At 41.1% G+C, this 23863-nt stretch carries 40 protein-coding genes and 1 pseudogene; 1 reads left to right on the top strand and 40 read right to left on the bottom strand.

What is annotated here, in order from left to right:
- Nucleotides 1-80 precede the first annotated feature (80 nt).
- The 40 genes and pseudogenes from FC14_RS06605 to rpsJ form a co-directional block, all read right to left on the bottom strand.
- On the bottom strand, nt 81-1436 hold the full coding sequence (locus FC14_RS06605; RefSeq protein ID WP_056976969.1) for an FAD-dependent oxidoreductase: 1356 nt from the start codon (nt 1434-1436) through the stop codon (nt 81-83).
- Nucleotides 1437-1582: 146 nt separating this feature from the next.
- Nucleotides 1583-2023, bottom strand: a complete 441-nt coding sequence (locus tag FC14_RS06600) for a DUF3021 domain-containing protein (protein ID WP_056976968.1) — start codon at nt 2021-2023, stop codon at nt 1583-1585.
- On the bottom strand, nt 2016-2453 hold the full coding sequence (locus FC14_RS06595) for a LytTR family DNA-binding domain-containing protein (protein WP_056976967.1): 438 nt from the start codon (nt 2451-2453) through the stop codon (nt 2016-2018). The genes FC14_RS06600 and FC14_RS06595 overlap by 8 nt, the downstream gene beginning before the upstream one ends.
- 232 nt (nt 2454-2685) lie before the next feature.
- Nucleotides 2686-3078 (bottom strand): 30S ribosomal protein S9, encoded by a 393-nt coding sequence (gene rpsI, locus FC14_RS06590; protein WP_050610998.1) that lies wholly within the window; start codon nt 3076-3078, stop codon nt 2686-2688.
- Between the two features lie 12 nt (nt 3079-3090).
- Nucleotides 3091-3534 (bottom strand): 50S ribosomal protein L13, encoded by a 444-nt coding sequence (gene rplM / locus FC14_RS06585; protein WP_050610997.1) that lies wholly within the window; start codon nt 3532-3534, stop codon nt 3091-3093.
- 133 nt (nt 3535-3667) lie between these two features.
- Nucleotides 3668-3793, bottom strand: coding sequence for a hypothetical protein (locus FC14_RS11035; protein WP_263862778.1), 126 nt, complete (start codon nt 3791-3793; stop codon nt 3668-3670).
- Between the two features lie 511 nt (nt 3794-4304).
- A complete protein-coding gene (gene truA, locus FC14_RS06580) occupies nt 4305-5057 on the bottom strand; it encodes a tRNA pseudouridine(38-40) synthase TruA (RefSeq protein ID WP_056976966.1) in 753 nt (250 codons plus the stop codon).
- A 6-nt stretch (nt 5058-5063) separates the two neighbouring features.
- Nucleotides 5064-5861 carry an energy-coupling factor transporter transmembrane component T family protein gene (locus tag FC14_RS06575; RefSeq protein ID WP_056976965.1) on the bottom strand — a complete coding sequence of 266 codons (798 nt, stop codon included), beginning with the start codon at nt 5859-5861 and terminating at the stop codon, nt 5064-5066.
- Nucleotides 5854-6720 carry an energy-coupling factor ABC transporter ATP-binding protein gene (locus FC14_RS06570; RefSeq protein ID WP_056976964.1) on the bottom strand — a complete coding sequence of 289 codons (867 nt, stop codon included), beginning with the start codon at nt 6718-6720 and terminating at the stop codon, nt 5854-5856. The genes FC14_RS06575 and FC14_RS06570 overlap by 8 nt, the downstream gene beginning before the upstream one ends.
- Complete coding sequence (locus FC14_RS06565; RefSeq protein ID WP_056976963.1) at nt 6696-7532, bottom strand: energy-coupling factor ABC transporter ATP-binding protein; 837 nt, start codon at nt 7530-7532, stop codon at nt 6696-6698. The genes FC14_RS06570 and FC14_RS06565 overlap by 25 nt, the downstream gene beginning before the upstream one ends.
- A gap of 277 nt (nt 7533-7809) precedes the next feature.
- Complete coding sequence (rplQ, locus tag FC14_RS06560; protein WP_050610993.1) at nt 7810-8190, bottom strand: 50S ribosomal protein L17; 381 nt, start codon at nt 8188-8190, stop codon at nt 7810-7812.
- 27 nt (nt 8191-8217) lie between these two features.
- On the bottom strand, nt 8218-9162 hold the full coding sequence (locus tag FC14_RS06555; protein WP_056976962.1) for a DNA-directed RNA polymerase subunit alpha: 945 nt from the start codon (nt 9160-9162) through the stop codon (nt 8218-8220).
- 84 nt (nt 9163-9246) lie between these two features.
- A complete protein-coding gene (rpsK, locus tag FC14_RS06550) occupies nt 9247-9633 on the bottom strand; it encodes a 30S ribosomal protein S11 (RefSeq protein WP_004050265.1) in 387 nt (128 codons plus the stop codon).
- Nucleotides 9634-9659: 26 nt separating this feature from the next.
- Complete coding sequence (gene rpsM, locus FC14_RS06545; RefSeq protein WP_050610991.1) at nt 9660-10025, bottom strand: 30S ribosomal protein S13; 366 nt, start codon at nt 10023-10025, stop codon at nt 9660-9662.
- Between the two features lie 25 nt (nt 10026-10050).
- Complete coding sequence (gene rpmJ, locus FC14_RS06540) at nt 10051-10164, bottom strand: 50S ribosomal protein L36 (RefSeq protein WP_003696792.1); 114 nt, start codon at nt 10162-10164, stop codon at nt 10051-10053.
- Between the two features lie 34 nt (nt 10165-10198).
- Complete coding sequence (gene infA, locus FC14_RS06535; protein ID WP_003689399.1) at nt 10199-10417, bottom strand: translation initiation factor IF-1; 219 nt, start codon at nt 10415-10417, stop codon at nt 10199-10201.
- A gap of 259 nt (nt 10418-10676) precedes the next feature.
- Entirely contained in the window at nt 10677-11333 is a 657-nt protein-coding gene (locus FC14_RS06530) for an adenylate kinase (protein WP_050610990.1), read from the bottom strand.
- A 105-nt stretch (nt 11334-11438) separates the two neighbouring features.
- The gene (locus tag FC14_RS06525; protein ID WP_056976970.1) at nt 11439-12350 is read right to left on the bottom strand and encodes a DMT family transporter; all 912 of its coding nucleotides are present in this window, start codon (nt 12348-12350) and stop codon (nt 11439-11441) included.
- 144 nt (nt 12351-12494) lie between these two features.
- Nucleotides 12495-13787 carry a preprotein translocase subunit SecY gene (gene secY, locus FC14_RS06520; RefSeq protein ID WP_056976961.1) on the bottom strand — a complete coding sequence of 431 codons (1293 nt, stop codon included), beginning with the start codon at nt 13785-13787 and terminating at the stop codon, nt 12495-12497.
- A gap of 2 nt (nt 13788-13789) precedes the next feature.
- The gene (gene rplO / locus FC14_RS06515) at nt 13790-14224 is read right to left on the bottom strand and encodes a 50S ribosomal protein L15 (protein ID WP_050610988.1); all 435 of its coding nucleotides are present in this window, start codon (nt 14222-14224) and stop codon (nt 13790-13792) included.
- Between the two features lie 35 nt (nt 14225-14259).
- Entirely contained in the window at nt 14260-14442 is a 183-nt protein-coding gene (rpmD, locus tag FC14_RS06510) for a 50S ribosomal protein L30 (RefSeq protein WP_050610987.1), read from the bottom strand.
- Between the two features lie 13 nt (nt 14443-14455).
- Nucleotides 14456-14956 carry a 30S ribosomal protein S5 gene (gene rpsE, locus FC14_RS06505; protein ID WP_050610986.1) on the bottom strand — a complete coding sequence of 167 codons (501 nt, stop codon included), beginning with the start codon at nt 14954-14956 and terminating at the stop codon, nt 14456-14458.
- Between the two features lie 21 nt (nt 14957-14977).
- Nucleotides 14978-15334 carry a 50S ribosomal protein L18 gene (gene rplR / locus FC14_RS06500; RefSeq protein ID WP_082174171.1) on the bottom strand — a complete coding sequence of 119 codons (357 nt, stop codon included), beginning with the start codon at nt 15332-15334 and terminating at the stop codon, nt 14978-14980.
- A 44-nt stretch (nt 15335-15378) separates the two neighbouring features.
- The gene (gene rplF, locus FC14_RS06495) at nt 15379-15915 is read right to left on the bottom strand and encodes a 50S ribosomal protein L6 (RefSeq protein WP_056976960.1); all 537 of its coding nucleotides are present in this window, start codon (nt 15913-15915) and stop codon (nt 15379-15381) included.
- A gap of 31 nt (nt 15916-15946) precedes the next feature.
- Nucleotides 15947-16345 carry a 30S ribosomal protein S8 gene (rpsH, locus tag FC14_RS06490; protein ID WP_056976959.1) on the bottom strand — a complete coding sequence of 133 codons (399 nt, stop codon included), beginning with the start codon at nt 16343-16345 and terminating at the stop codon, nt 15947-15949.
- Between the two features lie 34 nt (nt 16346-16379).
- On the bottom strand, nt 16380-16565 hold the full coding sequence (locus FC14_RS10385; RefSeq protein WP_082174170.1) for a type Z 30S ribosomal protein S14: 186 nt from the start codon (nt 16563-16565) through the stop codon (nt 16380-16382).
- A gap of 14 nt (nt 16566-16579) precedes the next feature.
- Nucleotides 16580-17122, bottom strand: coding sequence for a 50S ribosomal protein L5 (gene rplE, locus FC14_RS06485; RefSeq protein WP_050610982.1), 543 nt, complete (start codon nt 17120-17122; stop codon nt 16580-16582).
- 29 nt (nt 17123-17151) lie between these two features.
- Nucleotides 17152-17457, bottom strand: coding sequence for a 50S ribosomal protein L24 (gene rplX / locus FC14_RS06480; protein ID WP_050610981.1), 306 nt, complete (start codon nt 17455-17457; stop codon nt 17152-17154).
- Nucleotides 17458-17493: 36 nt separating this feature from the next.
- Nucleotides 17494-17862 carry a 50S ribosomal protein L14 gene (gene rplN / locus FC14_RS06475; RefSeq protein ID WP_003692955.1) on the bottom strand — a complete coding sequence of 123 codons (369 nt, stop codon included), beginning with the start codon at nt 17860-17862 and terminating at the stop codon, nt 17494-17496.
- Between the two features lie 66 nt (nt 17863-17928).
- Nucleotides 17929-18195 carry a 30S ribosomal protein S17 gene (rpsQ, locus tag FC14_RS06470; RefSeq protein ID WP_050610980.1) on the bottom strand — a complete coding sequence of 89 codons (267 nt, stop codon included), beginning with the start codon at nt 18193-18195 and terminating at the stop codon, nt 17929-17931.
- 25 nt (nt 18196-18220) lie between these two features.
- The gene (rpmC, locus tag FC14_RS06465; protein WP_050610979.1) at nt 18221-18451 is read right to left on the bottom strand and encodes a 50S ribosomal protein L29; all 231 of its coding nucleotides are present in this window, start codon (nt 18449-18451) and stop codon (nt 18221-18223) included.
- Nucleotides 18441-18875: a 50S ribosomal protein L16 gene (rplP, locus tag FC14_RS06460; protein WP_050610978.1), complete on the bottom strand. Its 435-nt coding sequence runs from the start codon at nt 18873-18875 to the stop codon at nt 18441-18443. The genes rpmC and rplP overlap by 11 nt, the downstream gene beginning before the upstream one ends.
- Nucleotides 18829-19534, bottom strand: a pseudogene (rpsC, locus tag FC14_RS06455) (30S ribosomal protein S3). The gene rplP and the pseudogene rpsC overlap by 47 nt, the downstream one beginning before the upstream one ends.
- 13 nt (nt 19535-19547) lie before the next feature.
- Nucleotides 19548-19895, bottom strand: a complete 348-nt coding sequence (gene rplV / locus FC14_RS06450) for a 50S ribosomal protein L22 (RefSeq protein ID WP_050610976.1) — start codon at nt 19893-19895, stop codon at nt 19548-19550.
- A gap of 15 nt (nt 19896-19910) precedes the next feature.
- Nucleotides 19911-20195 (bottom strand): 30S ribosomal protein S19, encoded by a 285-nt coding sequence (gene rpsS / locus FC14_RS06445; RefSeq protein ID WP_050610975.1) that lies wholly within the window; start codon nt 20193-20195, stop codon nt 19911-19913.
- A 57-nt stretch (nt 20196-20252) separates the two neighbouring features.
- Entirely contained in the window at nt 20253-21083 is an 831-nt protein-coding gene (gene rplB, locus FC14_RS06440; RefSeq protein ID WP_056976958.1) for a 50S ribosomal protein L2, read from the bottom strand.
- A gap of 30 nt (nt 21084-21113) precedes the next feature.
- Nucleotides 21114-21398: a 50S ribosomal protein L23 gene (gene rplW / locus FC14_RS06435; RefSeq protein WP_056976957.1), complete on the bottom strand. Its 285-nt coding sequence runs from the start codon at nt 21396-21398 to the stop codon at nt 21114-21116.
- Complete coding sequence (rplD, locus tag FC14_RS06430) at nt 21398-22021, bottom strand: 50S ribosomal protein L4 (RefSeq protein ID WP_050610972.1); 624 nt, start codon at nt 22019-22021, stop codon at nt 21398-21400. The genes rplW and rplD overlap by 1 nt, the downstream gene beginning before the upstream one ends.
- 24 nt (nt 22022-22045) lie before the next feature.
- Nucleotides 22046-22669: a 50S ribosomal protein L3 gene (rplC, locus tag FC14_RS06425; protein ID WP_056976956.1), complete on the bottom strand. Its 624-nt coding sequence runs from the start codon at nt 22667-22669 to the stop codon at nt 22046-22048.
- 38 nt (nt 22670-22707) lie between these two features.
- Nucleotides 22708-23016, bottom strand: coding sequence for a 30S ribosomal protein S10 (gene rpsJ / locus FC14_RS06420; RefSeq protein ID WP_023859562.1), 309 nt, complete (start codon nt 23014-23016; stop codon nt 22708-22710).
- A gap of 283 nt (nt 23017-23299) precedes the next feature.
- Here rpsJ and FC14_RS06415 point away from each other — a divergent pair, with 283 nt between their 5' ends.
- Nucleotides 23300-23848: a cysteine hydrolase family protein gene (locus FC14_RS06415; protein ID WP_056976955.1), complete on the top strand. Its 549-nt coding sequence runs from the start codon at nt 23300-23302 to the stop codon at nt 23846-23848.
- Nucleotides 23849-23863: the final 15 nt, after the last annotated feature.

Genomic DNA, 23863 nt, shown 5'->3' with positions numbered 1-23863 from the left:
AAAAAGCATGAAGTAGCGGGAAGTATCCACTATTTCATGCTTTCAAGTTTCAGTTAGTATTCTAAAATATACCTATTCTTTTAATTTTCAGCTTCTTTTTGTTCAGCCATTAAACCAGCTAAATTCAAAATATTCCAAGGTTTATCAAATTCAGGTTGGAAGAAGAAATCACCGTATGCTAAGTCATAAATCGTTTGCTTAGTCTTAATGGCTAGTGAAATTACATTAATGTATGGGGTTAAATCATGCTTGGATAAAATTTGACCGCCTAAAATAACCTTAGTTTTTGGATCGTAGGTAAGTTTAAACCAAACGTGCGCATTTTCTTTTTCAGGAACAAAATCCATCCTAAAATCATCTTCAACTAAAACCGAGTGAATCTTTTTTCCTAACTTAGCAGCATTTGTCTCATTTAAACCGCTTGAAGCAAACTTATAGTCAAAAACTGGTAAAGCTGAAGTTCCTTGAACACCAGGAAATGGATGTAACGGGGCAACAAGGTTTTTAACGGCAAAACGTCCTTGCTTACGGGCGTTAGTGGCTAAAGCAACATTTAACATGGTTTGACCAGGATTGTATTTCAGTAAAGTTGCATCACCAACAACAAAAACATCATCTGCACTAGAACGCATAAAATCATCTGTCTTGATAATACCATTTGGGTACATGGCTAATTCGCCCTTTAACCACGATGTGTTAGGTTTTATTCCGGCAGCTACAACAACCAAATCAGCAGCATACTCGCCTTGAGCTGTTTTTACGGCACTAACCTTTTCTTTACCCACATATTCTTTTACTTGCTGACCACCGTATACTTGTACACCATGCTTGTCTAAATCATCTGTTATAACATCCGTCAGTTCTTTATCTAAATAAGTTGCCAATGGTCGTGATAATAAATCAAGTACACTGACCTTTTTACCAGCACGTGCGAAAACTTCTGCAGCTTCAATGCCAATATAACCACTACCAATGACCACTACCTTTTTAACACTATCATCAAGGACTTTTTCCTTAAGTTTTAATGCCCAGTCATGTCCACGCATGTAGTAGATATTTTTTAGTTCTTTACCAGGTACATCTAATTGCATTGGTACCGCTCCTGGACTAAGAATAAGCTTATCGTAGTGTTCTGTCCTTATCTTCCCAGTCTTCAAATCCTTAACTTCTATTTCATGTGCTAAGCTATGCAAGGAAGTAACTTGTGTTTGTTCAAACAAAGTAACACCGCGTTTACGAATCGCCTCTGGTGTCATATAACGCACCTTATCAGCACTATCAACTTTTCCCTTTAGAAATAGTTGCATTCCACAGGAAAGAAATGAAAGGAAGTCGCCTTGCTCATACCATTGAATTTCTGCATCAGGGTAATCTTTTAATAACCCTTCAACAGCTTCATAACCACCATGAGATGAACCAACTACGATAACTTTCATAGAAAATCGCTTCTTTCAAAATATATTTTTCACAACTTAATTATATATCGTTCAAAATATAATTCAAGTTAAATCCATCACAAATTATTAAAAAGTACCTTACAACCGTTAGTGTTTGTCTAACAATAGTCAGGTACTTTAATTGCTTAAAAATTTTTTCTAACTGACATCAACTTAACATTCATTGCTCGGATTTGCTTTTTCATATAGGTATAACTTCCCACCCAAATTCCTAAATAGGTTAATACAAAAATTACGGTAAAAGGTAACCAAGTTTCCGTTGTCATCCACTTTTCGTGGTAAGCAACTGCTATACATGGAAAATAGATTACTACTGCATGCAGCATAGTCGCGTTCAAAAGTGATTTTACCCGTTCAAAAATTACACTAGCAATGCTCATCCAAACACCTAATAGTGCCCACAAAATACTTGAAATCAACATATCTTTCCAAGCAAAATCACTAGTTACTAAGCTACCATAATGCGTTGCATTAGTAGCTAATCCAGAAAATAAGATTGATAACCATAAACCAACAAAAGTTCCAATTAGTAGTCCTTTTATTGCTAAGTTTAATACTTTACGCATGATATAACGCCCCCTTTATTTTTTGAAAATATCTTCGCGATACACTCGTCTTTTGTCCATCCTTAAAAATAATTTCAATAATGCCATTTCTAGTAAAAATAAAGCGTTCGACATAACGTAACTGGATAATTTCTGATCTTGAGATTTGGACAAAGCTATTAGGCAAACGCTCAAGTAACTGATACAATCTTTCCTTTAATAAATATTCTTGTTTATTAGCAAAACAATAAACCTTTTTATTTGTGGCATAAATTTGTTGAACATCGGCTAGTTCTACTAAAACCTGCTCACCATCTTTTTGAGCAACTAAACGAAATACTTCTTTAATTGCAAAATCAGCAATCCTATTAACAGCCATATTCTTCTCACGAGCAGTAAGTCCTATCTCATCTCTAGCAAGCCTTTTATCGTATTTCAAAGTAACCTTCATAGCCTCTCACCTCCCACTCAAATTATAGCAAAATAGCGATTTTTTTAGCTCTTTTTGCGATAAATGGTCTTAAATTTAAGACAAGTGGTTAATAATTAAGCAACCTGCTAATTTGCTTTAGATAATGCTGTTTTTTGGCAAATTATTTGGACTAAAAAATCTAGGTCAAGACAAAAAAGCACATCCCCCACCAAAGTGAGAAATGTGCTTGAAACGTTGATATAACGCAATATTAACGTTTTGAGAATTGTGAAGCTTTACGAGCTTTCTTAAGACCTGGCTTCTTACGTTCTTTCATACGTGCGTCACGAGTTAAGAGACCTGCACGCTTCAAAACGCCACGGAAGTCTGGGTCAACTTCAAGTAAAGCACGAGCAATACCGTGACGAGTTGCACCAGCTTGACCTGAGAAACCACCACCATTAACGTTAACTAAAACATCGTATGCACCTTTTGTTTCAGTAACAGCGAATGGTTGTACCATAACTTCACGTAAGTTTGCAAATGGAATGTATTCTTCTGCAGGCTTGCCGTTCATAACGATCTTACCTGTCCCTGGTACTAAGCGTACACGAGCAACAGAGTTCTTACGGCGACCTGTACCGCTATATTGTACTTGAGCCAATTCAGTATCCTCCTAGATTAAGTTTGTAATGTCTAATACTTCTGGTTGTTGTGCTGCGTGGTTGTGTTCTGCACCACGGTATACGTGTAACTTCTTAGCTTGTTTGCGGCCAAGAGAACCCTTTGGAAGCATACCCTTTACTGATAAAGCAATAAGCTTTTCTGGGTCGTTAGCACGGTAGTCACCAGCTGTACGAGCCTTTAATCCACCTGGATGGTTTGAGTGGTGGTAGTAAATCTTGTCTGTTTCTTTCTTACCTGTTAAAGCAACTTTTTCTGCATTAACAACGATAACGTAATCACCTGTATCAACGTTAGGTGTAAATGTTGGTTTATTCTTACCACGTAATACGGATGCCACTACTGCTGAAAGACGTCCCAAAGGAATATCTGTAGCATCTACGACATACCATTTACGTTCTACTTCGCCTGGTTTTGCAATATATGTTGTACGCACGTCTAATTTCCTCCATTTATTATATGCATGTTTGACAAACAATAAGTTTAACGGGGCCTACTGTGGGGCAAACAATACCAAATACTATATTATAATTTTTCTGTCACTTAGTCAATAAAATTAGCGACAAAAATTATTCTTCTTCACTTTCAATTTCACTAATTAGCGGTTGGATCTGTTCTAAGACGTTGGTCATGTCTTCAAACATAAATCCCTTTTGACTGACCTTTGTCTTGATATCGCTAATTTTTTCGGTCATGTTAGTAAAATAGTGGCTAGAATCATTGATATTTTGGGTAATTAGGCCGATTTCAGTATCGCAGGTCCAAAGGTTTGGATTAACTGCTCGCTTTCCTTGGTAACGTCGTTGGTAACGGTGGTGATGGTAGCAATCGTTGCTTGAAAACTACTATCAACTGATTTGATTCTCGCCTGCAGATCTAAGGCGGCTTATTTAGCTACTCCGTGATGCGCGGATTTTCACACTTAATTTTTTCCAAGGTTTGACAGTTAAGCGTTTGGTAATCAGCTAACTATAAAGATAGCCACCGTAGAGTTTTTATTAACCCGCTTATAGTTGACAAGGTCCCACTCGTGCATCGAAAAGATGTAGTAGGTATCACCAACTAGCATGGTTTAAAACGTTTTAAGTAATTGTTGTGCCGGCAAGTCTGTTTCTTGACTATAAATCTCAGCGGCGGGCTGGTTATCCAATTCAATCAACATCTTAGTTTTGAGTTAAAAGAATAACTAGCTTTTTAGCTTAGTTTTTAATCGTAATAAACTTCTTTTAAATACAAGCCACTGGCCGGCGCCGTTTCACGGGCCTGCGACCGGTCTTTGACCTCATAAAGTCTTAGAAAATCATGGACATCCCGGCGGCCGTTACCAATTTCTAACAGGGTGGCGACCATAATCCGTACCTGGTTATATAAAAAGCCGTTACCATAAAATTCAAAGATAATTTCGTCGTTAGCCTTATCCTCTCTAACCGTGGCTTCGTAAATGGTCCGGACATGATCTTTAACCTGGCTACCCGAAGCCACAAAGCTAGAAAAGTCATGGGTCCCTTCGACATCCGGCATTGCTTCCTTAATCCGGTCTATATCCAGTGGGTACTTATAATGACCGGTGTAGAAGCGTTTAAAGGGGTTCGTATACCGGCCCCGACTCACCCGGTACATATAGCGCTTGCCGTGGGTGGTAAAGCGGGAGTGGAAACTGTCAGGGACAATCTCACAGGCCGTAATCTCGCAGTCTAAAGGTAACATGCTATTTAGGCCCCGCAACATCCCTTCTGCAGAAATTTCGTGGGGAAAATCAAAGTGGGCAACCTGAGCTAACGCGTGCACACCGGCATCCGTCCGCCCCGAGCCATGTACCGTAATATATTCATCTAACTTACTCATTTTGTTGATGGCCTTTTCGAGCACCCCTTGAACCGTACGCTGGTTAGGTTGAATCTGAAACCCAGCGAAATTCGTGCCGTCGTAGGCCATTGTAATCTTATATCTCTTCGTCATCTCATCCTACCATGTTCTCAAAAATATTAAGCCAACTGTAACTAGGCCAAATACCACTAGGGCCAAGCTATCCTTCAACTGCCAAACCTGTTGGCGGTACTTAGTCCGCCCTTCACCGCCCCGATAACCCCGGGCCTCCATTGCCGTAGCTAAATCCTCCGCCCGGTTAATCGCACTCACAAATAGTGGAATCAGCAAGGGAATTGCGGCCTTAATTTGGTCGAGAAGCTTACCCACCCCAAAGTTGACCCCCCGTGACCGTTGGGCGTTCATAATCTTTTGGGTCTCGTCTAACAAAGTGGGAACAAACCTCAGGGCGATTGAAAGCATGAGGGCAATCTCATAGACCGGGACCTTTAAATACTTTAGCGGCTTCATCAACGACTCCAAGCCGTCGGAGATTTCTAACGGCGAGGTGGTCAAGGTTAGCAAGGTCGACATAAAAATAATCAAGACAAAGCGGCAAAAAACATAGGCGCCCCGAACGAGTCCTACCTGCGTTAGGTTCAAAATGCCCCAGTGCCAGTAAACGTGCCCCCCGGTAGTGAAAAACACTTGCAGCAAAACAGTAAAGATAATCAACCAGATCATGGCCGCCACTCCCCGTAAGAAGAAGCCGAGCTTAATCTTAGACAGTAACACACAGGCCAAGACCAAGATTAACAAGAGCCCATAGGTGGCCCAGTTATTGGCTAAAAAGATAATCGCAATAAAGTAGATACTAAGCGCCAACTTAGCCCGAGCATCCATTTGATGGACGAGGGAGTCACCATTGATATACCGTCCTAATAAAAACTTACTCATGACCAGTCCCCCCTATCAGTGCCACCAATTTTTCCGCCAACTGCTTTTCTTTTAACGGTAATTTATCTAACTTAAAGCCTCTTTCAACTAACTTCTGCGCAAAGGCCGTCGTTTTGGGGAGACCTAGGTGGTGTTTTTTCAACCAAGCAGGTTCAGCAAAAACTTCTTGGGGGCTGCCCGTCTTTAGAACCTGCCCCCCTTCAAGTACGACCACATTATCGGCATAATTAGCTACGTCATCCATATTGTGTGTAACCAGGATGATATTTAGCTTTTCTTCTTGGTGAAGGCGGTAAAACATCTCCATCATCTCCAGCCGGCCCTTAGGATCTAACCCAGCCGTCGGTTCATCCAAGATTAAGGTCTTAGGAGTCATGGCCAAAATTCCAGCAATTGCCACCCGGCGCATTTGCCCACCAGATAACTCAAAGGGAGACTTCTCCCACAGTCTGGCAGGTAAATTAACTAGCTGAGCCATTTGCTTAGCAATTTCTAAGGCCTCCGCTTGGCTTTTACCAAAATTTTGGGGACCAAACGCAATGTCTTTTAACACCGTCTCTTCAAACAGCTGAGCCTCTGGAAATTGAAAGACAAAACCGACTTGCTTGCGTAACGCACCTAGTTGCTTATTTTTAGTCTGGGGCGTAATTAATTGACCATTAACCTCTAAACTGCCACTAGTGGGCTTTAACAGACCATTGAGGTGCTGCAACAAGGTTGACTTCCCACTCCCGGTGTGACCAATAATAGCTGTGTAGGAGTCATCCGGAATCGTCAAGTTAATGTCCTTTAAGGCGTGGTATTCAAAGGGGGTATTGGCTTGGTAAATATAATTTAAGCCTGTGAAAGTAATTGCCATAACCAAGCCACCATCCCTTCTTCATCTAAATACTTCGTTGGCACTCTCAGCCCTAACTTACTTAGCTCATGCTTTAACTTTTCAGGGTAAGGGACATCTAGGCCTAACTCGATTAAGGCCTGGCCCTTAGCAAACAGGTCAGCTGGCTTTTGATCTGCAATAATTTGGCCGTCGTCTAACACGATTACCCGTTGAGCTAGGCTAGCCTCATCGATATCATGGGTAATTGAAATAATTGTAAACCCTTCTTGGTTTAACTTACTCATTAAGTCAATGATATCTTGCCGCCCTTCGGGATCAAGCATACTCGTCGACTCATCAAAAATGATTACATCTGGTTGGAGTGCCAACACCCCGGCAATCGCCACCCGTTGCTTTTGGCCCCCCGACAGGCGGACTGGTTCGTGCTTGGCATAGGCGGTCATATTAACGGCTGCTAGCGCCTGTTTTACCCGCTTTACCATCTCGCTTCTAGCCAGTCCCCGATTTTCCATTCCAAAGGCGACATCGCCTTCGACATCCGCACCAACAAATTGGTTATCGGGATTTTGAAAAACCATTCCAATGTGGTTTCTAACCTCCCACACCGTCTTTGCTGTTAACTTTAGGCCGGCTACTTCAATTGTCCCAGCCTCTGGCTCAATTAAGCCATCCAAGGCCTTGGCTAAGGTCGACTTTCCACTACCGTTATGGCCAATGATAGCAACCCACTGGCCGGCCTCAATTTCTAGGCTGACCTTATTCAAGGCAGGTTGTTCGTCCGTAGGGTTATAACGATAGGTCAAATCCTTTACTTTAATCATCGTTGTCATTGCCTGTTCCTCTTATCCTAAAACTTAGTCATAGATAAATAATACCATATTTTCCCTAGAAAATTAAAAACCCCGACTAGGAAAAAGGGCTTCTTCCTAACCGAGGTTAACTTATACCAGTGATTATGACTAATTTTAAGCAAATAAAAAATCACTTTTTATAACGAAACTTTCACAAGACCATTCTTGCTACTTAGGACTAGACTCGGAATAACCCAACATCGTAACGCCCACTTATCGCTATAAAAGTGACAATTTATCTTAAATTATAGTTGAATTAAACTAATTCAAGGACAACCATCTTAGCAGCATCGCCACGACGTTGTTCCATCTTTAAGATCCGTGTGTAACCACCGTTACGTTCTGCATAACGAGGTGCTACATCGTCAAATAATTTTTGTAAAGCTGTTTGAACAACAACCTTGTCGCCGTCTTCCTTAACGTCAGCAACAACATCCATCATGAATGCAGCAGCGCGACGACGAGCAGCTAAATCACCCTTCTTACCTAAAGTGATCATCTTATCAGCGAATTTACGTACTTCCTTAGCACGAGTTTCAGTTGTTACGATTTTACCGTTAACAAGCAAGTCAGTTGTTAAGTTACGTAACATTGATTTACGGTGTGCACTTGTACGACCTAATTTACGGTAAGCCATGAACAGATTCCCTCCCTTAATTAATTATTAGTCATCATGACGTAATGATAAACCTAAATCAGCTAATTTAGCCTTAACTTCTTCAAGTGATTTCCGGCCTAAGTTACGGACCTTCATCATATCAGCTTCGGACTTGTTCGTTAATTCTTGAACGGTGTTGATACCAGCCCGCTTCAAGCAGTTGTATGAACGAACAGATAAATCGAGTTCTTCGATTGTCATTTCGAGCATCTTTTCTTTATGTGTTTCTTCTTTTTCAATCATGATTTCAGCATTCTTAGCTTCATCAGTAAGATCAACAAATAAAGTAAGATGTTCAGTTAAAATCTTTGCTGACAAACTAATAGCTTCACTTGGAGTGATTGAACCATTAGTCCATACGTCAAGCGTTAATTTGTCATAATCATTCTTTTGACCAACACGTGTTTTTTCTACTTGGTAGTTGACACGTTCGATTGGGGTATAAATAGAGTCGATTGCTAAAACACCAATTGGCATTTCATCATTTTTGGCCTTGTTATCACTAGCGGAAACATAACCACGACCCTTGTCAGCATTCATCCGAACATGGAAAGAAGCACCTTCAGCCACAGTGGCAATATGCAAATCCGGATTAAGGATTTCAACATCACTGCTACCATTAATGTCACCTGCAGTTACGTCCATTGGACCAACCACATTGATTTCTAGTGCCTGTGCATCTTCAGAATCAATTTTCAAAGCAACTTTCTTCAAGTTCAAAATGATTGCAGTTACATCTTCAAGAACCCCTTCAACTGTAGAGAATTCGTGTAACACACCATCAATTTGAACATCAGTAATAGCAGCACCTGGCAATGAAGAAAGTAAGATCCGGCGTAGGGAGTTACCCAAAGTTGTACCGTAACCACGTTCTAGTGGTTCAATGATAAACTTACCGTAGTCTTTTGTTTCTTCAATTTTATGAATTTTTGGTTTTTCAAATTCAATCATTCTTATCTTTACCCCTTTCAAAACGTAACGTGCAATCTGGCGAAAACATTATGAAGTTTCCCTCAAAATGAAAACTAATCCACATTAAACACGACGGCGTTTTGGAGGACGGCATCCATTGTGAGGTACTGGTGTAACATCCTTGATAGATGTAACTTCAAGACCAGTAGTTTGAAGTGCACGAATTGCAGCTTCACGACCAGAACCTGGGCCTTTAACTGCAACTTCAACAGTCTTCATACCGTGGTCCATGGCACCTTTAGCAGCAGCTTCTGCAGCCATTTGAGCAGCAAATGGAGTTGACTTACGTGAACCCTTGAAGCCCAATGAACCAGCTGATGACCAAGCTACGGCGTTACCATGAACATCTGTGATCATAACAAGTGTGTTGTTAAATGTTGAGTGAATGTGAGCCACGCCGCTTTCAATATTCTTCTTTACACGACGCTTACGTGATTTCTTAACTGCCATGAAATAGCTAACCTCCTTTTGTTAAATTATTTCTTCTTACCGGCAATTGAAATTGCTGGGCCTTTGCGTGTCCGCGCATTGTTCTTGGTATTTTGACCACGAACTGGTAAATGACGACGGTGACGCATGCCTCGGTATGAGCCGATTTCTGAAAGACGCTTAATGTTTAAGGAAACTTCACGACGTAAGTCACCTTCAACCTTAACCTTGTCTACTTCAGCACGGATCTTGTCTTCTTGATCTGCTGTTAAGTCGCGAACGCGAACATCTTCAGAAACTTCTGCTGCAGCTAAAATCTTCTTAGCTGTTGTGTTACCGATTCCGTAAATATAAGTTAAACCGATTACGATACGCTTGTTACGTGGTAAATCGACACCTGCGATACGAGCCATTACAATTACACCTCCTGTTTAATTATTATCCTTGACGTTGTTTGTGCTTTGGGTTATCGCAAATAACCATAACGCGACCTTTACGCTTGATTACTTTGCAGTGTTCGCACATTGGTTTAACTGATGGTCTTACTTTCATGAATTATACCTCCTATATAGTGTTGAAGTACAATCTATTTAAAGCGATAGGTAATGCGACCCTTAGTCAAATCGTAAGGGGACATTTCAACCGTTACTTTATCACCTGGCAAGATACGAATATAGTGCATCCGAATTTTACCGGAAACATGTGCTAAGATCTCATGTCCGTTTTCGAGTTCAACTTTAAACATCGCATTTGGCAACGTTTCTTTGATAGTACCCTCAATTTCAATCACATCATCTTTCGCCACGCAAAAGTACCTCCTTAAAAAATGGTTTTAAAACTTTACACGAAAATTGTGAGAAGCTTTTTTTGGAGTCCCACCTTTTTCCGCAAGTTAGCTTAACCCTTTTCAAGGGCAAACTAAGCCTATTGAAAAGATAAACCTAAATTATCTTATCACAAGGCCTATCTCATTGCAAGTTATTTTTCAGAGTAAATTAGTTTTTTTCTGAAAATCATTTTGGCTAATAAAAAAGCATTCAAGCAATGCCTGAATGCCTAATATCTTAAAGGTTATCTAAAACAGACTTAACATCTGCAAAGACCTTGTCGATTTCTTGGTTACCATTAACTTCGTGTAAGAGGTTTTGTTCCTTGTAGAAGTCAAGTAACGGTGTGTTCATCTTAATGTTAACTTCCAAGCGGTTCTTAACTGTTTCTGGCTTATCGTCTTCACGTTGGAAGAATTCATGGCCCCCGCAGCGATCACAGGTACCTTCAACCTTGGTTGGGTTAAAGACCTTGTGGTAAGTAGCACCACAAGCCCGGCAGATGTAACGACCAGTTAAACGTTCCATCAATGATTCTGGGTCAACGTGGATGTTGATTACCCCTGTCAGTGGGCGATCTAATTCCTTCCCAATTTCTTCTAAAGCCTTTGCTTGGGCCATGTTCCGTGGGAAGCCATCAAGTAAGAAACCATCTTTAGTATCAGCTTGTGCCAAGCGTTCCTTAACGATGCCGTTAGTTACTTCGTCTGGTACAAGTTCACCTTTGTCGATGTACTTCTTAGCTTCTAAGCCCATTGGGGTTTCATTTTTCATTGCTGCCCGGAAAATATCCCCCGTTGAAATGTGCGGAATCTTGTATGTATCTACGATTCGTTCTGCTTGGGTCCCTTTCCCTGCACCAGGAAGTCCCATTAACATTAAGTTCATTGCCATAAGGTCTTGCCTCCAAAAATATAATTACACTTCATATTATACCTGTTTTACAGCAAATAAAAAAGACTAGCCCTAAGATTGGCTAATCTTTTCTAACATTCCCCATTAAAAATCTGCCTCCCGGTAATTTACCGCTTCGAGGTTTCTTCTCCCCCGCTGCAAGACATAAATCGCTATAATTACCAAGCAGATGCCGATAACTTCCATAACGTTAATGCTTAATTTCAGGAAAATTACACTTAAAATCGTGGTCGTTACGGGTTGCAAGGCATCCATAATCCCGATGACATCTGACGGTGCAAAGCGCGCACTGTAAAGTAAGAGGGCAAAGGGAATAATCGTCCCAAAAATGATGACCGTTGATACCGACAAAATGATTGGCAAGGTTAATTTAGGCCCGCCGACCCAGACAGGATTATAGAGGTTAAATAAAATCCCGGCAATAAAAGTTCCCCACCCCAAGGTAATAATCGGAGAATAATCCTTAGCTAATGGCCGGGGTAAAACAATGTAAAAGGCCGCGGTTATCCCGGAACCAATTCCCCACAGCAAGGATTCCACTGAAATGGCTAACTGGGTAAAATCCCCCTTAGTAATCACTAGCACCACCCCTAAAAGGGAGATAATGAAAGCAATTAAGTCTGTTTTCATAGGGGTCTGCCGTTTAAAGACTAAAGCCCCGATAACGATAAAGAGTGGACTCAAGTACTGTAAAACGGTCGCAGTTGACGCATTTCCTGTTTGAATAGCTAAATAAAAGGTTAACAGGTTAGCCATCAACCCTAAAGTCGCATAGGCCAGCAACCAGGCTAGCGCCGTTTTATCTTTGAAAATCGCAAAGGTTTGCTTGCGATATAACAGCAAGCTGATGAGCAAGAGGATTGTACCTGCCCCTAAAGTCCTAACCGATAGATACCACGCTACTGGTAGGTTTTGATTTTGAGAAATAAATTGAATCGTTGTTCCGGAAATCCCCCAAATTGCTGAGGCAATCGCAGCAATCGTGATTCCTTTCATAATGTGCTTATTATTCACATCCTCACCCTTTCCTAATAATTAACTCAACTTTTCTATTTTAGCCTATTTTACCCGCAACATGTTCATTTATTAAATCAAAAAAAGATTAGCCTTAATTTAGACTAATCTTTTTTGGCGTAACTATTATTCGCGGATGAAACCAACGTATTCGCGTTTCATCATCATACCTTCTAATTGGCGCATTGTTTCCAATGTAACCCCGACCACAATCAACAGACTGGTTCCTCCAAGTCCGATAGATTCGTCCAAGCCCCAAACGGCGGAAGCAACTAACGGAATTAGTGAAACTAAGCCTAAGAAGAGTGAGCCGACAGAACTTAAACGAATCAGTAAGCGTGACACATACTTTTGCGTTTCTAGTCCTGGCCAAACAGAAGGAATGTAGCTTCCCTGCTTTTGCAAGTTTTCTGATAATTTTTCAGGGTTAACTTGCACGAAAGCATAGAAGAAAGTAAATAAGACAATCAGCACTGTGTAAAGGGTCATTCCCGCAACCGTTGAAGTTGAGAAAATATTAGTCATCACTTGGTACCAGGTGTCCTCAGAGTGGTTTGCCGTGAATGCCAACAAGATTGTTTGCGGCGTGGCAATAAAGGAGCTGGCAAAGATGACTGGAATAACCCCCGCAACATTAACCTTTAGTGGTAAGTATGAATTTTCTGATGCCCCAGCCAGGCGTCTTGTATATTGAATAGGAATCTTATAATTTGCTTGTTGTACATAAGTTACAAAGGTCACAATAATCAAGATTACCAAGATAAGGATCACAACATACAAGATTGGTTGCCAAATCTGTGAAGCACTACCAAATTGTTCAGTGTAAATTTGGTAAATACCCGTTGGGATGCGGGCTAAAATCCCGGCCATGATAATCATGGAAATTCCGTTACCTAAGCCCCGTTCAGTAATCATATCACCTAACCAAGTGGTAAACATGGTTCCACCAGTAAGGATAATGCCAATACTGATATATGTTTTAATTCCTGGATTAGTCACCAGGTTCAAGCTACTCAAAGCATTAAACCCAGCAGTAATCCCAATTGATTGTACAAACGCTAGCACAATTGTTAAGTACCTAGTCACTTGGTTTAACTTCCGGCGTCCAACTTCCCCTTGCTTACTCCATTCCACAAAGCGCGGAACAATATCCATTTGTAATAATTGGACCACGATTTGGGCGGTAATATAAGGAGAAACCCCCATTGCGAGGATGGAATAGTTAGTTAAACCACCACCACTAAAAGTGTTCAAGATACTAATTAACCCTGAAGACGCAACGCTAGACAGAGCCTGTGCGTTGATCCCAGGGACAGTGATATAAGTGCCTAAACGAAATACAATCAAGACACCAAGGGTAAATAGGATTTTATTTCTAATCTCTTTTACAGCCAAGGCGTTCTTCATTGTTTTAAGCATGCTTAAATCACCTCAGCTTGACCGCCTGCTGCTTCGATGGCTGCTTTAGCAGATGCAGAGAATTTGTTAGCCTTAACAGTTAACTTCTTCTTCAATTCACCGTTACCTAAAACCTTGATACCATCTTTTTCATCTTTGATTAGGCCAGATTCAACCAACAATGCTGGTGTTACTTCTGCACCGTCTTCAAATTTGTTTAAAGTTTCTAAGTTTACGATTGCGTAGTCTTTACGGTTAATGTTCTTGAAACCGCGCTTAGGCATACGACGGAACAAAGGCATTTGTCCCCCTTCAAAACCTACACGCACTTTGCTACGAGCCTTTTGACCTTTTTGACCACGACCTGCAGTTTTACCGTTACCGGATGAAGTACCACGACCGACACGATTGCGTACGTGACGTGAGCCTTCCGCTGCATGTAATTCATGTAATTTCATTAGGGTTGGCACCTCCTTATTAAACTAAATATTGACTATTTAGCCAATTCAACGTCCACTAAATGATTGATTTTTCTGATCACACCACGCATAGCTGCGTTGTCAGGAACAACAACTGAGCTATTTACCTTGCCAAGGCCTAAACCTTTAACAATTTCACGTTGGTTTTGAGGACGTCCAATGACAGAACGAACTAATGTAACTTTTAAGTTAGCCATGAATATGTCCTCCTTACTCTGCTAAGTGTTGAACAGAAACGCCACGTAAAGCAGCAACTGCTTCAGCACTCTTCATGTTTGCTAAACCATCCATTGTAGCACGTACAACGTTGATTGGTGTGTTGGAACCTAATGATTTACTTGTAACATCACTAACACCTGCAAGTTCCATAACGGCACGAACCGCGCCACCAGCAGCAACTCCAGAACCGGCAATAGCTGGTTTCAACATGATACGACTACCACTGTATTGACCGACAACTTCGTGAGGAAGTGTTGTTCCGACCATAGGAACTTCGATTAAGTTCTTACGAGCAGCTTCAACAGCCTTACGGATAGCTTCTGGAACTTCTTGAGCCTTACCAGTACCAAAACCTACGTGGCCGTTGTGGTCACCGACAATTACTAAAGCGGCAAAACGAAGACGACGTCCACCTTTAACAACTTTAGTGATGCGGTTAATCGCTACAACGCGATCTTCTAATTCTAATTGAGCTGGATCAATAAAAGCCATTATCGTTATTTCCTCCTTTTCCTAAAAGTCTAAGCCATTTTCGCGCGCAGCTTCAGCTAAAGCTTGAACACGACCATGGTATAGGTATCCGCCACGATCAAATACAACTTCAGTGATACCCTTTTCTACAGCACGCTTTGCAACAACAGCCCCAACTGAAGCAGCTTGTTCAGTCTTGGTGTTGCCACTAACTTCACTGTCTAATGTAGAGGCACTAACTAGCGTCACACCCGCTACGTCATCAATAACTTGAGCGTAGATGTTTTTGTTTGAACGATAAACATTTAAGCGTGGGCACTCAGCAGTACCAGAGATCTTACCACGGACACGTGCATGACGTTTTTGACGTGTCTTATTCTTGTCTGGTTTTGAAATCACTTTTTTCACCTCTTAGATTTATTTGAACAGCCTATGCTGCATTATTATTTACCAGTCTTACCTTCCTTACGACGAACGAATTCACCAACATAGCGAATACCTTTGCCTTTGTAAGGTTCTGGTGCACGTGTAGCACGAACGCGGGCAGCCACGTCCCCTACGATTTCCTTGTTAATCCCAGAAACAGTAACTTGAGTAGCAGATGGAGTTGCAAATTCAATGCCATCTTCTTTTTCAAATTCTACTGGGTGTGAGTAACCAACGTTAAGAACTAACGTTGTACCCTTCATTTGCGCACGGTAACCAACCCCACGTAATTCAAGTTCCTTAGTGAAACCTTCAGTAACACCAACAACCATGTTGTGGAAGTTAGCACGTGTAGTACCGTGTAATGCTTTAGTCTTGTTATCTTCTGCTGAACGTTCAAAAGTAACAACGTTACCGTTGATGTTCATTTTAATCTTATCAGAAAATTCACGAGTTAATTCACCCTTAGGCCCCTTAACAGTAACCACGTTACCGTCTTGCTTAACTTCAACGCCTGCTGGTAAATCAACTTCCTTGTAACCAATACGACTCACTGGATGGACACCTCCTTATGGTTTTTATATATTACCAAACGTAAGCAATAACTTCGCCACCAATTTTCTTAGCGCGAGCCACTTTGTCTGTTACAACACCTTCAGATGTTGAGATGATTGCAATACCTAAACCATTTAAAACCTTAGGAACTGCATCTGCTTTTACGTATGAACGTAAACCTGGCTTGGAAATCCGACGGATACCAGAGATTACACGTTTATTGTTCTTACCATATTTCAAGAATACGCGGATAACGCCTTGCTTGTCGTCATCGATGTATTCAACATCGCGGATAAATCCTTCGTTCTTAAGGATTTCAGCGATATCACGCTTGATTTTTGAAGCAGGTGCTTCTACAGATTCGTGCTTTGCCATGTTGGCGTTACGAATACGTGTCAAGAAGTCTGCAATTGGATCAGTCATGACCATGTTTTGTTTGCCTCCTTTACCTTGTCTTTATGGTTTACCAGCTAGCTTTCTTCATACCAGGGATTTGACCCTTGTGAGCAAGATCGCGCAGGCAAACACGGCATAACTTAAATTTACGATAAACAGAATGTGGACGACCACAGCGTTCGCAACGTGAATATTCTTGAGTTGAGAACTTAGCTGGGCGTTTATTCTTTGCAATTTGTGATTTTTTAGCCAATGTTATAAGCCCCCTTATTTAGCGAATGGCATACCAAGTTGAGTTAATAATTCACGTGATTCTTCGTCAGTGTTAGCAGTTGTAACGATAACGATATCTAAACCACGAACTTTGTTAACATTATCAAAATCGATTTCAGGGAAGATTAATTGTTCCTTCACACCTAATGTATAGTTACCACGACCATCGAAAGCGCGCTTGCTTACACCGTGGAAGTCACGAACACGTGGTAAGGATACTGAAACTAACTTATCTAAGAATTCGTACATACGTTGGCCACGTAATGTAACCTTGGCACCGATAGCCATCCCTTCACGTAAACGGAAGCCGGCGATTGACTTCTTAGCACGAGTGATAACTGGCTTTTGACCAGCAATCAATGTTAATTCGTCAACAGCTTCATCTAAATTCTTAGCGTTGCTTACAGCATCACCAACACCCATGTTAAGAACAATCTTTTCAACCTTAGGTGCTTGCATGATTGATGAGTAGTTAAATTTTTCCATCAATGATGGGACAATTTCCTTGTCATATTTTTCTTTTAAACGGTTAACCATGAAGAAAGTATCCTCCTTTCCTTAACTAATTAAAGTGTTTTACCTGTCTTCTTAGAAACACGGACTTTCTTACCATCTTCTACCTTAAAGCCAACACGTGTTGCTTCGTTGTTAGAAGGATCGATGAGCATCACGTTAGAAACATGAATTGGTGCTTCAACTTCAACAATCCCACCGTTAGGATTTGCGTTAGTTGGCTTTTGGTGTTTCTTAACGATGTTGACACCTTTAACAATTACACGGTCCTTAGCAGGGAAAACTTTTTCAATAACGCCTTCCTTACCCTTATCTTTACCGGCAATTACCTTAACTTTATCATTCTTTTTAACGAACATTTTTCTTTGTGCACCTCCTTGCCAGATAGATGGTTATTATAATACTTCAGGTGCTAAGGAAACAATCTTCATGAAGTTTCCGTCACGCAATTCACGAGCAACTGGTCCGAAGATACGTGTACCTTTTGGTGATTTGTCTTCACCAATGATAACAGCAGCATTTTCATCAAACTTGATGTATGAACCATCTGCACGGTGTGCACCAGATTTTGTACGAACAACAACAGCTTTTACAACGTCACCCTTTTTGACAACGCCACCTGGTGTTGCTTGTTTAACAGTAGCAACAATGATGTCACCGATATTAGCAGTTTTCACACGAGAACCACCTAAAATCTTGATAACTAAGATTTCACGGGCACCGGAGTTATCAGCGACTTTCAAACGACTTTCTTGTTGGATCACGGTATGTGTCCTCCTTTCGTTATTAGATAAGAATACGAATCAACTGCAATTTATCTTAAATACAAACTAGATAATAACTGCTTTTTCAACGATTTCTAATAAACGGAAACGTTTTGTAGCTGACAATGGGCGAGTTTCCATAATCTTGACGATATCGCCAACTTTAGCTTGGTTGTTTTCGTCATGTGCTTTAAATTTCTTGGAATACTTAACACGTTTGCCGTAAACTTTGTGATTCTTGTAAGTTTCAACAACAACAGTGATAGTTTTATCCATCTTGTCAGAAACGACACGTCCTTGGTAGACTTTGCGTTGGTTACGACCTTCACTCATTCGTGGTTAGCCTCCTTTTCGTATTCTATTTGTTTAATTCTGCTTGACGCAACGCAGTTTTAATGCGAGCGATATTCTTCCGTACTTTATTTAAGCGTGCGGTATTTTCTAATTGACCGGTAGCTAATTGGAAGCGTAAGTTGAATAATTCTTCTTTGAATTGCTTTTCAAGATCAACCAATTCAGTTGAACTTAATGTCTTGATTTCATCTCTGACTTGCTTGTCTTTCTTTTCAAGAATTTCATTAGCCTTCATTTGATTCGCCACCTACTTCCTCACGTTTAACGAACTTAGTCTTAACTGGGAGCTTGTGGGAAGCTAAACGTAAAGCTTCACGTGCAACTTCTTCTGAAACACCATCGATTTCAAACATAACTTTGCCACGCTTCACAGGAGCTACCCAACCTTCAGGAGCACCTTTCCCAGAACCCATACGAACACCAATAGCTTTAGCTGTGTATGACTTGTGAGGGAAAATCTTGATCCAAACTTTCCCACCACGCTTCATGTAGCGAGTCATCGCGATACGAGCAGCTTCGATTTGACGGTTTGTGATCCAGTGTGAACCAACAGCTTGTAAACCGTATTTACCAAAAGTAACTTCCTTGCCACCTTTAGCTTCACCACGCATCTTACCACGGAATTCGCGACGATGCTTTGTACGTTTTGGTACTAACATAGGTTAATTTCCCTCCTTTATTTTTCTTTCTTTGTAGGTAAAACTTCACCACGGTAAATCCAGACCTTAACACCTAATTTACCGTATGTAGTTGCAGCTTCAACCCATGCATAATCAATATCAGCACGTAATGTGTGCAAAGGAACAGTTCCTTCTGAGAAACGTTCTACCCGTGACATATCTGCCCCGTTCAAACGACCAGCAACTTGAACCTTGATACCCTTTGCGCCAGCACGCATTGTGCGTTGGATAGCTTGCTTCATAGCACGACGGAAAGCAACACGGTTTTCCAATTGTTGAGCAATGCTTTCACCAACTAATTTAGCTTCTAAATCAGGCTTCTTGATTTCCACAATGTTGATGTGTACTCGCTTGCCTGTTAAGTTGTTTAATTCTTCGCGAAGTTTTTCTACTTCAGAACCGCCTTTACCGATAACCATCCCAGGCTTAGCTGTGTGGATAGAAATGTTAACCCGCTTTGCAGCACGTTCGATTTCTACGGTAGAAACGGATGCGTCGGCTAATTTTGTTTCAATGTAGTTACGGATGTGTAAATCTTCGTGCAAGTTTGATGCAAAGTCTTTTTCAGCATACCATTTTGCATCCCAGTCACGAATGATTCCGACACGTAATCCAGTTGGATTTACTTTTTGACCCACGCGTTATCCCTCCTTATTTTACAGATACAACTACTGTGATATGACTTGTACGCTTGTTGATTGGAGAAGCGGAACCCTTAGCACGAGGACGGAAACGTTTCAATGTTGGTCCTTCGTTCACGAAAGCTTCGCTAACATATAAATCTTCAACATCTAAGTCAAAATTGTTTTCTGCGTTAGCAATTGCAGATTTTAAAACTTTTTCGATTAATTGGGCACCAGAACGTGGTGTGAATTTTAAAATTCCCAATGCGTCGGCAACACTCTTGCCACGAATAAGGTCGATCACTAGACGTGCTTTACGCGCAGGGATTCGAACTGTTTTGGCAGTTGCCTTTGCTGATGTTACTTGTTCAGCCATGTGATTTCCTCCCTATTATTTTCTTACGCCTGTCTTCTTATCGTCGGCTACGTGTCCGTGGAAAGTACGAGTAGGTACAAATTCACCTAACTTGTGGCCAACCATGTCTTCTTGGATGTAAACTGGCACATGCTTCCGCCCATCATAAACAGCGATTGTGTAACCAATAAAGCTAGGGAAAATTGTAGAACGACGTGACCATGTCTTGATAACGGACTTCTTTTCCTTATCAGCTTGTGCTTCAACCTTTTTCATCAAGTGTTCGTCGACGAAAGGTCCTTTTTTCAAACTACGACTCAACTGTGTATCCTCCTCTCAGATTACAGGATGAATCACTATGCAACTAGTGCTAAGTGATTACTTCTTACGTTTACGGATGATAAATTTGTTTGATTTAGCCTTCTTAGAACGTGTCTTAAGACCTGTAGTCTTCTTACCCCATGGTGACATAGGAGATGGACGACCAACAGGGGCTTTACCTTCCCCACCACCGTGTGGGTGATCGTTAGGGTTCATTACAGAACCACGAGATTGTGGACGCTTGCCAGCCCAACGTGAACGACCAGCTTTACCAACCTTAATTAATTCGTGTTGTTCATTACCAACAGCACCGATAGTAGCACGGCATGTTACAAGAATCATACGAGTTTCACCAGAAGCTAAACGTACGATTGCGTACTTGCCTTCCTTACCAAGCAATTGAGCTGAAGTACCAGCTGAACGAACTAATTGTCCACCCTTACCTGGCTTTAATTCGATGTTGTGAATAACAGTACCAACTGGGATATCAGCTAATGCTAAAGTGTTACCCACTTTGATATCAGCATTTTTACCAGATTGAACTTGTTGGCCAACTTCAAGGCCTTTTGGTGCAAGGATGTATGATTTCACACCATCAGCATAAACGATTAAAGCAATGTTAGCTGAACGGTTTGGATCATATTCGATTGCCTTAACGATTGCAGGAACGTCATCTTTAACACGCTTGAAATCGATCAAACGGTATTGACGCTTGTGACCACCACCACGGTGACGAACAGTGATACGACCGTATGAGTTACGACCTGCAGTCTTATTTAATGAAACAAGCAAGGACTTTTCTGGGCTTGTCTTTGTGATTTCTGCAAAGTCAGAACCAGTCATATTACGACGACCGTTAGAGGTTGGTTTGAATTTCTTGATTCCCACTATGTTTCCCTCCTGTTACAAAATTATCTCTTAGTCTTCAAAGAATTTAATTTCTTTTGATTCGGCAGTTAAAGTAACGATAGCCTTACGACGTTTCTTAGTGAAACCTTCGTAGCGACCCATGCGCTTCTTTTTGCCCTTAACATTCATGATGTTTACCTTAGCAACCTTAACATCGAAGATGTCTTCGATAGCAAGCTTAACTTGTGTCTTAGTTGCGCGAGTGTCAACATCAAATGTGTAACGTTTGTTGTCCATGTCAGCCATAGAAGCTTCTGTGATGACCGGACGTAAAATTACATCGCGTGTTTCCATTATGCAAGAACCTCCTCTACTTGAGAAAGAGCTCCTTGAGTGATGACTAACTTGTCGTTGTTAACAACATCTAAAACATTTAAGCCCTTAGCTGGGATAACTGTAACGTTAGCTAAGTTACGAGCAGCTAAAGCAGCTTGCTTGTTGTCATCTTCAAGAACTACTAAAACCTTGGATTTAACATCTAAGTTATTTAAAACTTCCGCAAATGCCTTTGTCTTTGGTGCATCGAAGTTCAATGCATCAACTACAACTAAGCTTTCGTCTAAGACCTTTTGAGAAAGGACGGACTTGATAGCTAAGCGACGAACTTTGCGTGGAAGCTTGTATGCGTATGAACGTGGTGTAGGACCAAATACGGTACCACCACCAACCCATTGTGGTGAGCGGATAGAACCTTGACGAGCACGACCTGTACCCTTTTGACGCCATGGCTTCTTACCACCACCGCGAACAGCACTACGATTCTTAACAGCGTGTGTACCTTGACGTAATGAAGCACGTTGCATAAGCACTGCATCAAAGACAACGTTGTTGTTTGGTTCGATACCGAAAACTGCGTCGTTTAATGAAACTTCACCGTTTTGAGTACCATCTTGTTTGAATAATGCAACTGTTGGCATGTTAAAATTTCCTCCCTTCCTCTATTATTTAACTGCGCTCTTCACAACAACTAAGGACTTGTTTGCCCCTGGGACATTACCCTTAATCATAAGAACGCCATTTTCAACATCAGCTTTAACGATTTCCAAGTTTTGGATCGTTACTCGGTTACCACCCATACGTCCAGGTAATAATTTACCCTTCATAACACGGTTGATGATAACCCCCATTGAACCAGGTCGACGGTGGTAACGTGAACCGTGAGCCATAGGACCACGTGATTGTCCGTGGAACTTGATTGCCCCTTGGAAACCATGTCCTTTAGACGTACCTGTTACATCAACGATGTCGCCAGCTTCGAATAAGTCTGCCTTAACTTCGTCACCGACTTTGTATTCTCCAAGCTCAACATCGCGGATTTCACGAACGAAGCGCTTAGGAGCAGTATTTGCTTTTGCTGCATGACCTTTAGCAGGTTTGTTTGATAACACTTCACGTAAGTCATCGAAACCTAATTGAATAGCTTCGTAACCATCGTTTTCCACTGTCTTAACTTGTAAAACAACGTTAGTACCAACTTCAACAACAGTTACAGGTACTAATTCGCCGTTTTCAGTGAAAACTTGTGTCATCCCTACTTTTTTCCCTAAGATTCCTTTAGTGGCCATGAGTACACCTCCAATTAATTTTTTATTTATTCAGTAAATTATAATTTAATTTCAATGTCAACACCAGATGGTAAGTCAAGCTTCATTAATGAGTCAACAGTCTTTGGTGTTGGGTTAACAATATCGATTAAACGTTTGTGTGTGCGCATTTCGAATTGTTCACGAGAATCCTTGTATTTGTGTGGTGAACGAATAACCGTATATAATGTACGTTCCGTTGGTAGTGGAATCGGACCAGAAATTTGTGCACCTGTTCTCTTTGCTGTTTCAACAATCTTGTCAGCAGATTGATCTAAAATTCTGTGTTCGTAAGCTTTTAAACGAATACGAATTTTTTGTTTTGCCATTGTGTTCCCTCCTTCGTCTATTTTAAAAATAAGACTAGCTCCGTAGAAATTACCGCCACGCTCGTGGCAAAGCATCCGGGTGTGTCGCAACCTTCTACATCATAGCTTATTCAAAAATGTGTAACAACTAATATAATACTTGTCCCTTGCACAAGTACCTTTCTATAATATTACAAGTAAAAATATTTTGCAAGAACTTTTCAGCGTTTTTTGAAAAATATTTTTTTGCTTTTCTAGCTAATTTCTTCTATATTAAAGATAACTTTTCTAAGGAGGTTTTCCTATGCCTAAAGCACTTTTAATTATTGATTATACTAACGACTTCGTTGCTACCAATGGTGCCCTAACCTGTGGCCAAGTTGCCCAGGATTTAGCCCCAACTATCATTGACCTGGCTGACTCTTTCCTAGCTGCCGGCGACTATGTAATTCTTCCGACTGACTGCCACCACCTAAACGATCCTTACCACCCTGAAAACAAACTCTTTCCCCCACATAATATAGAAGGAACTTGGGGGCAAGAATTTTACGGGCCTTTAAACGACTGGTATCAAGCCCACCAAGATTCTGAAAACGTCTATGCATTTGCTAAGAACCGCTACTCTAGTTTTCAAAATACCAACTTAGATAATTACTTGCGCAGTCGGCAAATTACCGACCTAACCTTAAGCGGAGTTTGCACCGACATTTGCGTCTTACATACAGCAGTCAGTGCCTATAACTTAAACTACCAGTTAACTATCCCTAAAAAGGCTGTTGCCAGCTTTGATGCAAACGGTCATGACTGGGCCTTAAACCACTTCAAGACTTGCTTAGGGGCTAAATTAATCTAAATAAAAAAGAGGTTG

Source organism: Ligilactobacillus agilis DSM 20509 (assembly GCF_001436215.1).
Classification (GTDB): Bacteria; Bacillota; Bacilli; order Lactobacillales; family Lactobacillaceae; genus Ligilactobacillus; species Ligilactobacillus agilis.
The sequence above is the reverse complement of the archived record's forward strand: the minus strand, read 5'-3'. Positions and strand labels throughout refer to the sequence as shown.

Coding starts and splice junctions, on each gene's coding strand:
- FC14_RS06605 (WP_056976969.1), bottom strand. CDS start 1,436: ATGAAAGTTATCGTAGTTGGTTCATCTCATGGTGGTTATGAAGCTGTT.
- FC14_RS06600 (WP_056976968.1), bottom strand. CDS start 2,023: ATGCGTAAAGTATTAAACTTAGCAATAAAAGGACTACTAATTGGAACT.
- FC14_RS06595 (WP_056976967.1), bottom strand. CDS start 2,453: ATGAAGGTTACTTTGAAATACGATAAAAGGCTTGCTAGAGATGAGATA.
- FC14_RS11035 (WP_263862778.1), bottom strand. CDS start 3,793: ATGACCGAAAAAATTAGCGATATCAAGACAAAGGTCAGTCAAAAGGGA.
- truA (WP_056976966.1), bottom strand. CDS start 5,057: ATGACGAAGAGATATAAGATTACAATGGCCTACGACGGCACGAATTTC.
- FC14_RS06575 (WP_056976965.1), bottom strand. CDS start 5,861: ATGAGTAAGTTTTTATTAGGACGGTATATCAATGGTGACTCCCTCGTC.
- FC14_RS06570 (WP_056976964.1), bottom strand. CDS start 6,720: ATGGCAATTACTTTCACAGGCTTAAATTATATTTACCAAGCCAATACC.
- FC14_RS06565 (WP_056976963.1), bottom strand. CDS start 7,532: ATGACAACGATGATTAAAGTAAAGGATTTGACCTATCGTTATAACCCT.
- rplQ (WP_050610993.1), bottom strand. CDS start 8,190: ATGGCTTACCGTAAATTAGGTCGTACAAGTGCACACCGTAAATCAATG.
- FC14_RS06555 (WP_056976962.1), bottom strand. CDS start 9,162: ATGATTGAATTTGAAAAACCAAAAATTCATAAAATTGAAGAAACAAAA.
- rpsK (WP_004050265.1), bottom strand. CDS start 9,633: ATGGCAGTTAAGAAATCACGTAAGCGTCGTGTAAAGAAGAATATTGAA.
- rpsM (WP_050610991.1), bottom strand. CDS start 10,025: ATGGCTCGTATCGCAGGTGTCGATTTACCACGTAACAAGCGTATCGTA.
- rpmJ (WP_003696792.1), bottom strand. CDS start 10,164: ATGAAAGTAAGACCATCAGTTAAACCAATGTGCGAACACTGCAAAGTA.
- FC14_RS06530 (WP_050610990.1), bottom strand. CDS start 11,333: ATGGCAATGAACTTAATGTTAATGGGACTTCCTGGTGCAGGGAAAGGG.
- FC14_RS06525 (WP_056976970.1), bottom strand. CDS start 12,350: ATGAAAGGAATCACGATTGCTGCGATTGCCTCAGCAATTTGGGGGATT.
- secY (WP_056976961.1), bottom strand. CDS start 13,787: ATGCTTAAAACAATGAAGAACGCCTTGGCTGTAAAAGAGATTAGAAAT.
- rplO (WP_050610988.1), bottom strand. CDS start 14,224: ATGAAATTACATGAATTACATGCAGCGGAAGGCTCACGTCACGTACGC.
- rpmD (WP_050610987.1), bottom strand. CDS start 14,442: ATGGCTAACTTAAAAGTTACATTAGTTCGTTCTGTCATTGGACGTCCT.
- rpsE (WP_050610986.1), bottom strand. CDS start 14,956: ATGGCTTTTATTGATCCAGCTCAATTAGAATTAGAAGATCGCGTTGTA.
- rpsH (WP_056976959.1), bottom strand. CDS start 16,345: ATGGTCATGACTGATCCAATTGCAGACTTCTTGACACGTATTCGTAAC.
- rplE (WP_050610982.1), bottom strand. CDS start 17,122: ATGGTTAACCGTTTAAAAGAAAAATATGACAAGGAAATTGTCCCATCA.
- rplX (WP_050610981.1), bottom strand. CDS start 17,457: ATGTTCGTTAAAAAGAATGATAAAGTTAAGGTAATTGCCGGTAAAGAT.
- rpsQ (WP_050610980.1), bottom strand. CDS start 18,195: ATGAGTGAAGGTCGTAACCAACGCAAAGTCTACCAAGGACGTGTCGTT.
- rpmC (WP_050610979.1), bottom strand. CDS start 18,451: ATGAAGGCTAATGAAATTCTTGAAAAGAAAGACAAGCAAGTCAGAGAT.
- rplP (WP_050610978.1), bottom strand. CDS start 18,875: ATGTTAGTACCAAAACGTACAAAGCATCGTCGCGAATTCCGTGGTAAG.
- rplV (WP_050610976.1), bottom strand. CDS start 19,895: ATGGCTGAACAAGTAACATCAGCAAAGGCAACTGCCAAAACAGTTCGA.
- rplW (WP_056976957.1), bottom strand. CDS start 21,398: ATGGAAACACGCGATGTAATTTTACGTCCGGTCATCACAGAAGCTTCT.
- rplD (WP_050610972.1), bottom strand. CDS start 22,021: ATGCCAACAGTTGCATTATTCAAACAAGATGGTACTCAAAACGGTGAA.
- rplC (WP_056976956.1), bottom strand. CDS start 22,669: ATGGCCACTAAAGGAATCTTAGGGAAAAAAGTAGGGATGACACAAGTT.
- rpsJ (WP_023859562.1), bottom strand. CDS start 23,016: ATGGCAAAACAAAAAATTCGTATTCGTTTAAAAGCTTACGAACACAGA.
- FC14_RS06415 (WP_056976955.1), top strand. CDS start 23,300: ATGCCTAAAGCACTTTTAATTATTGATTATACTAACGACTTCGTTGCT.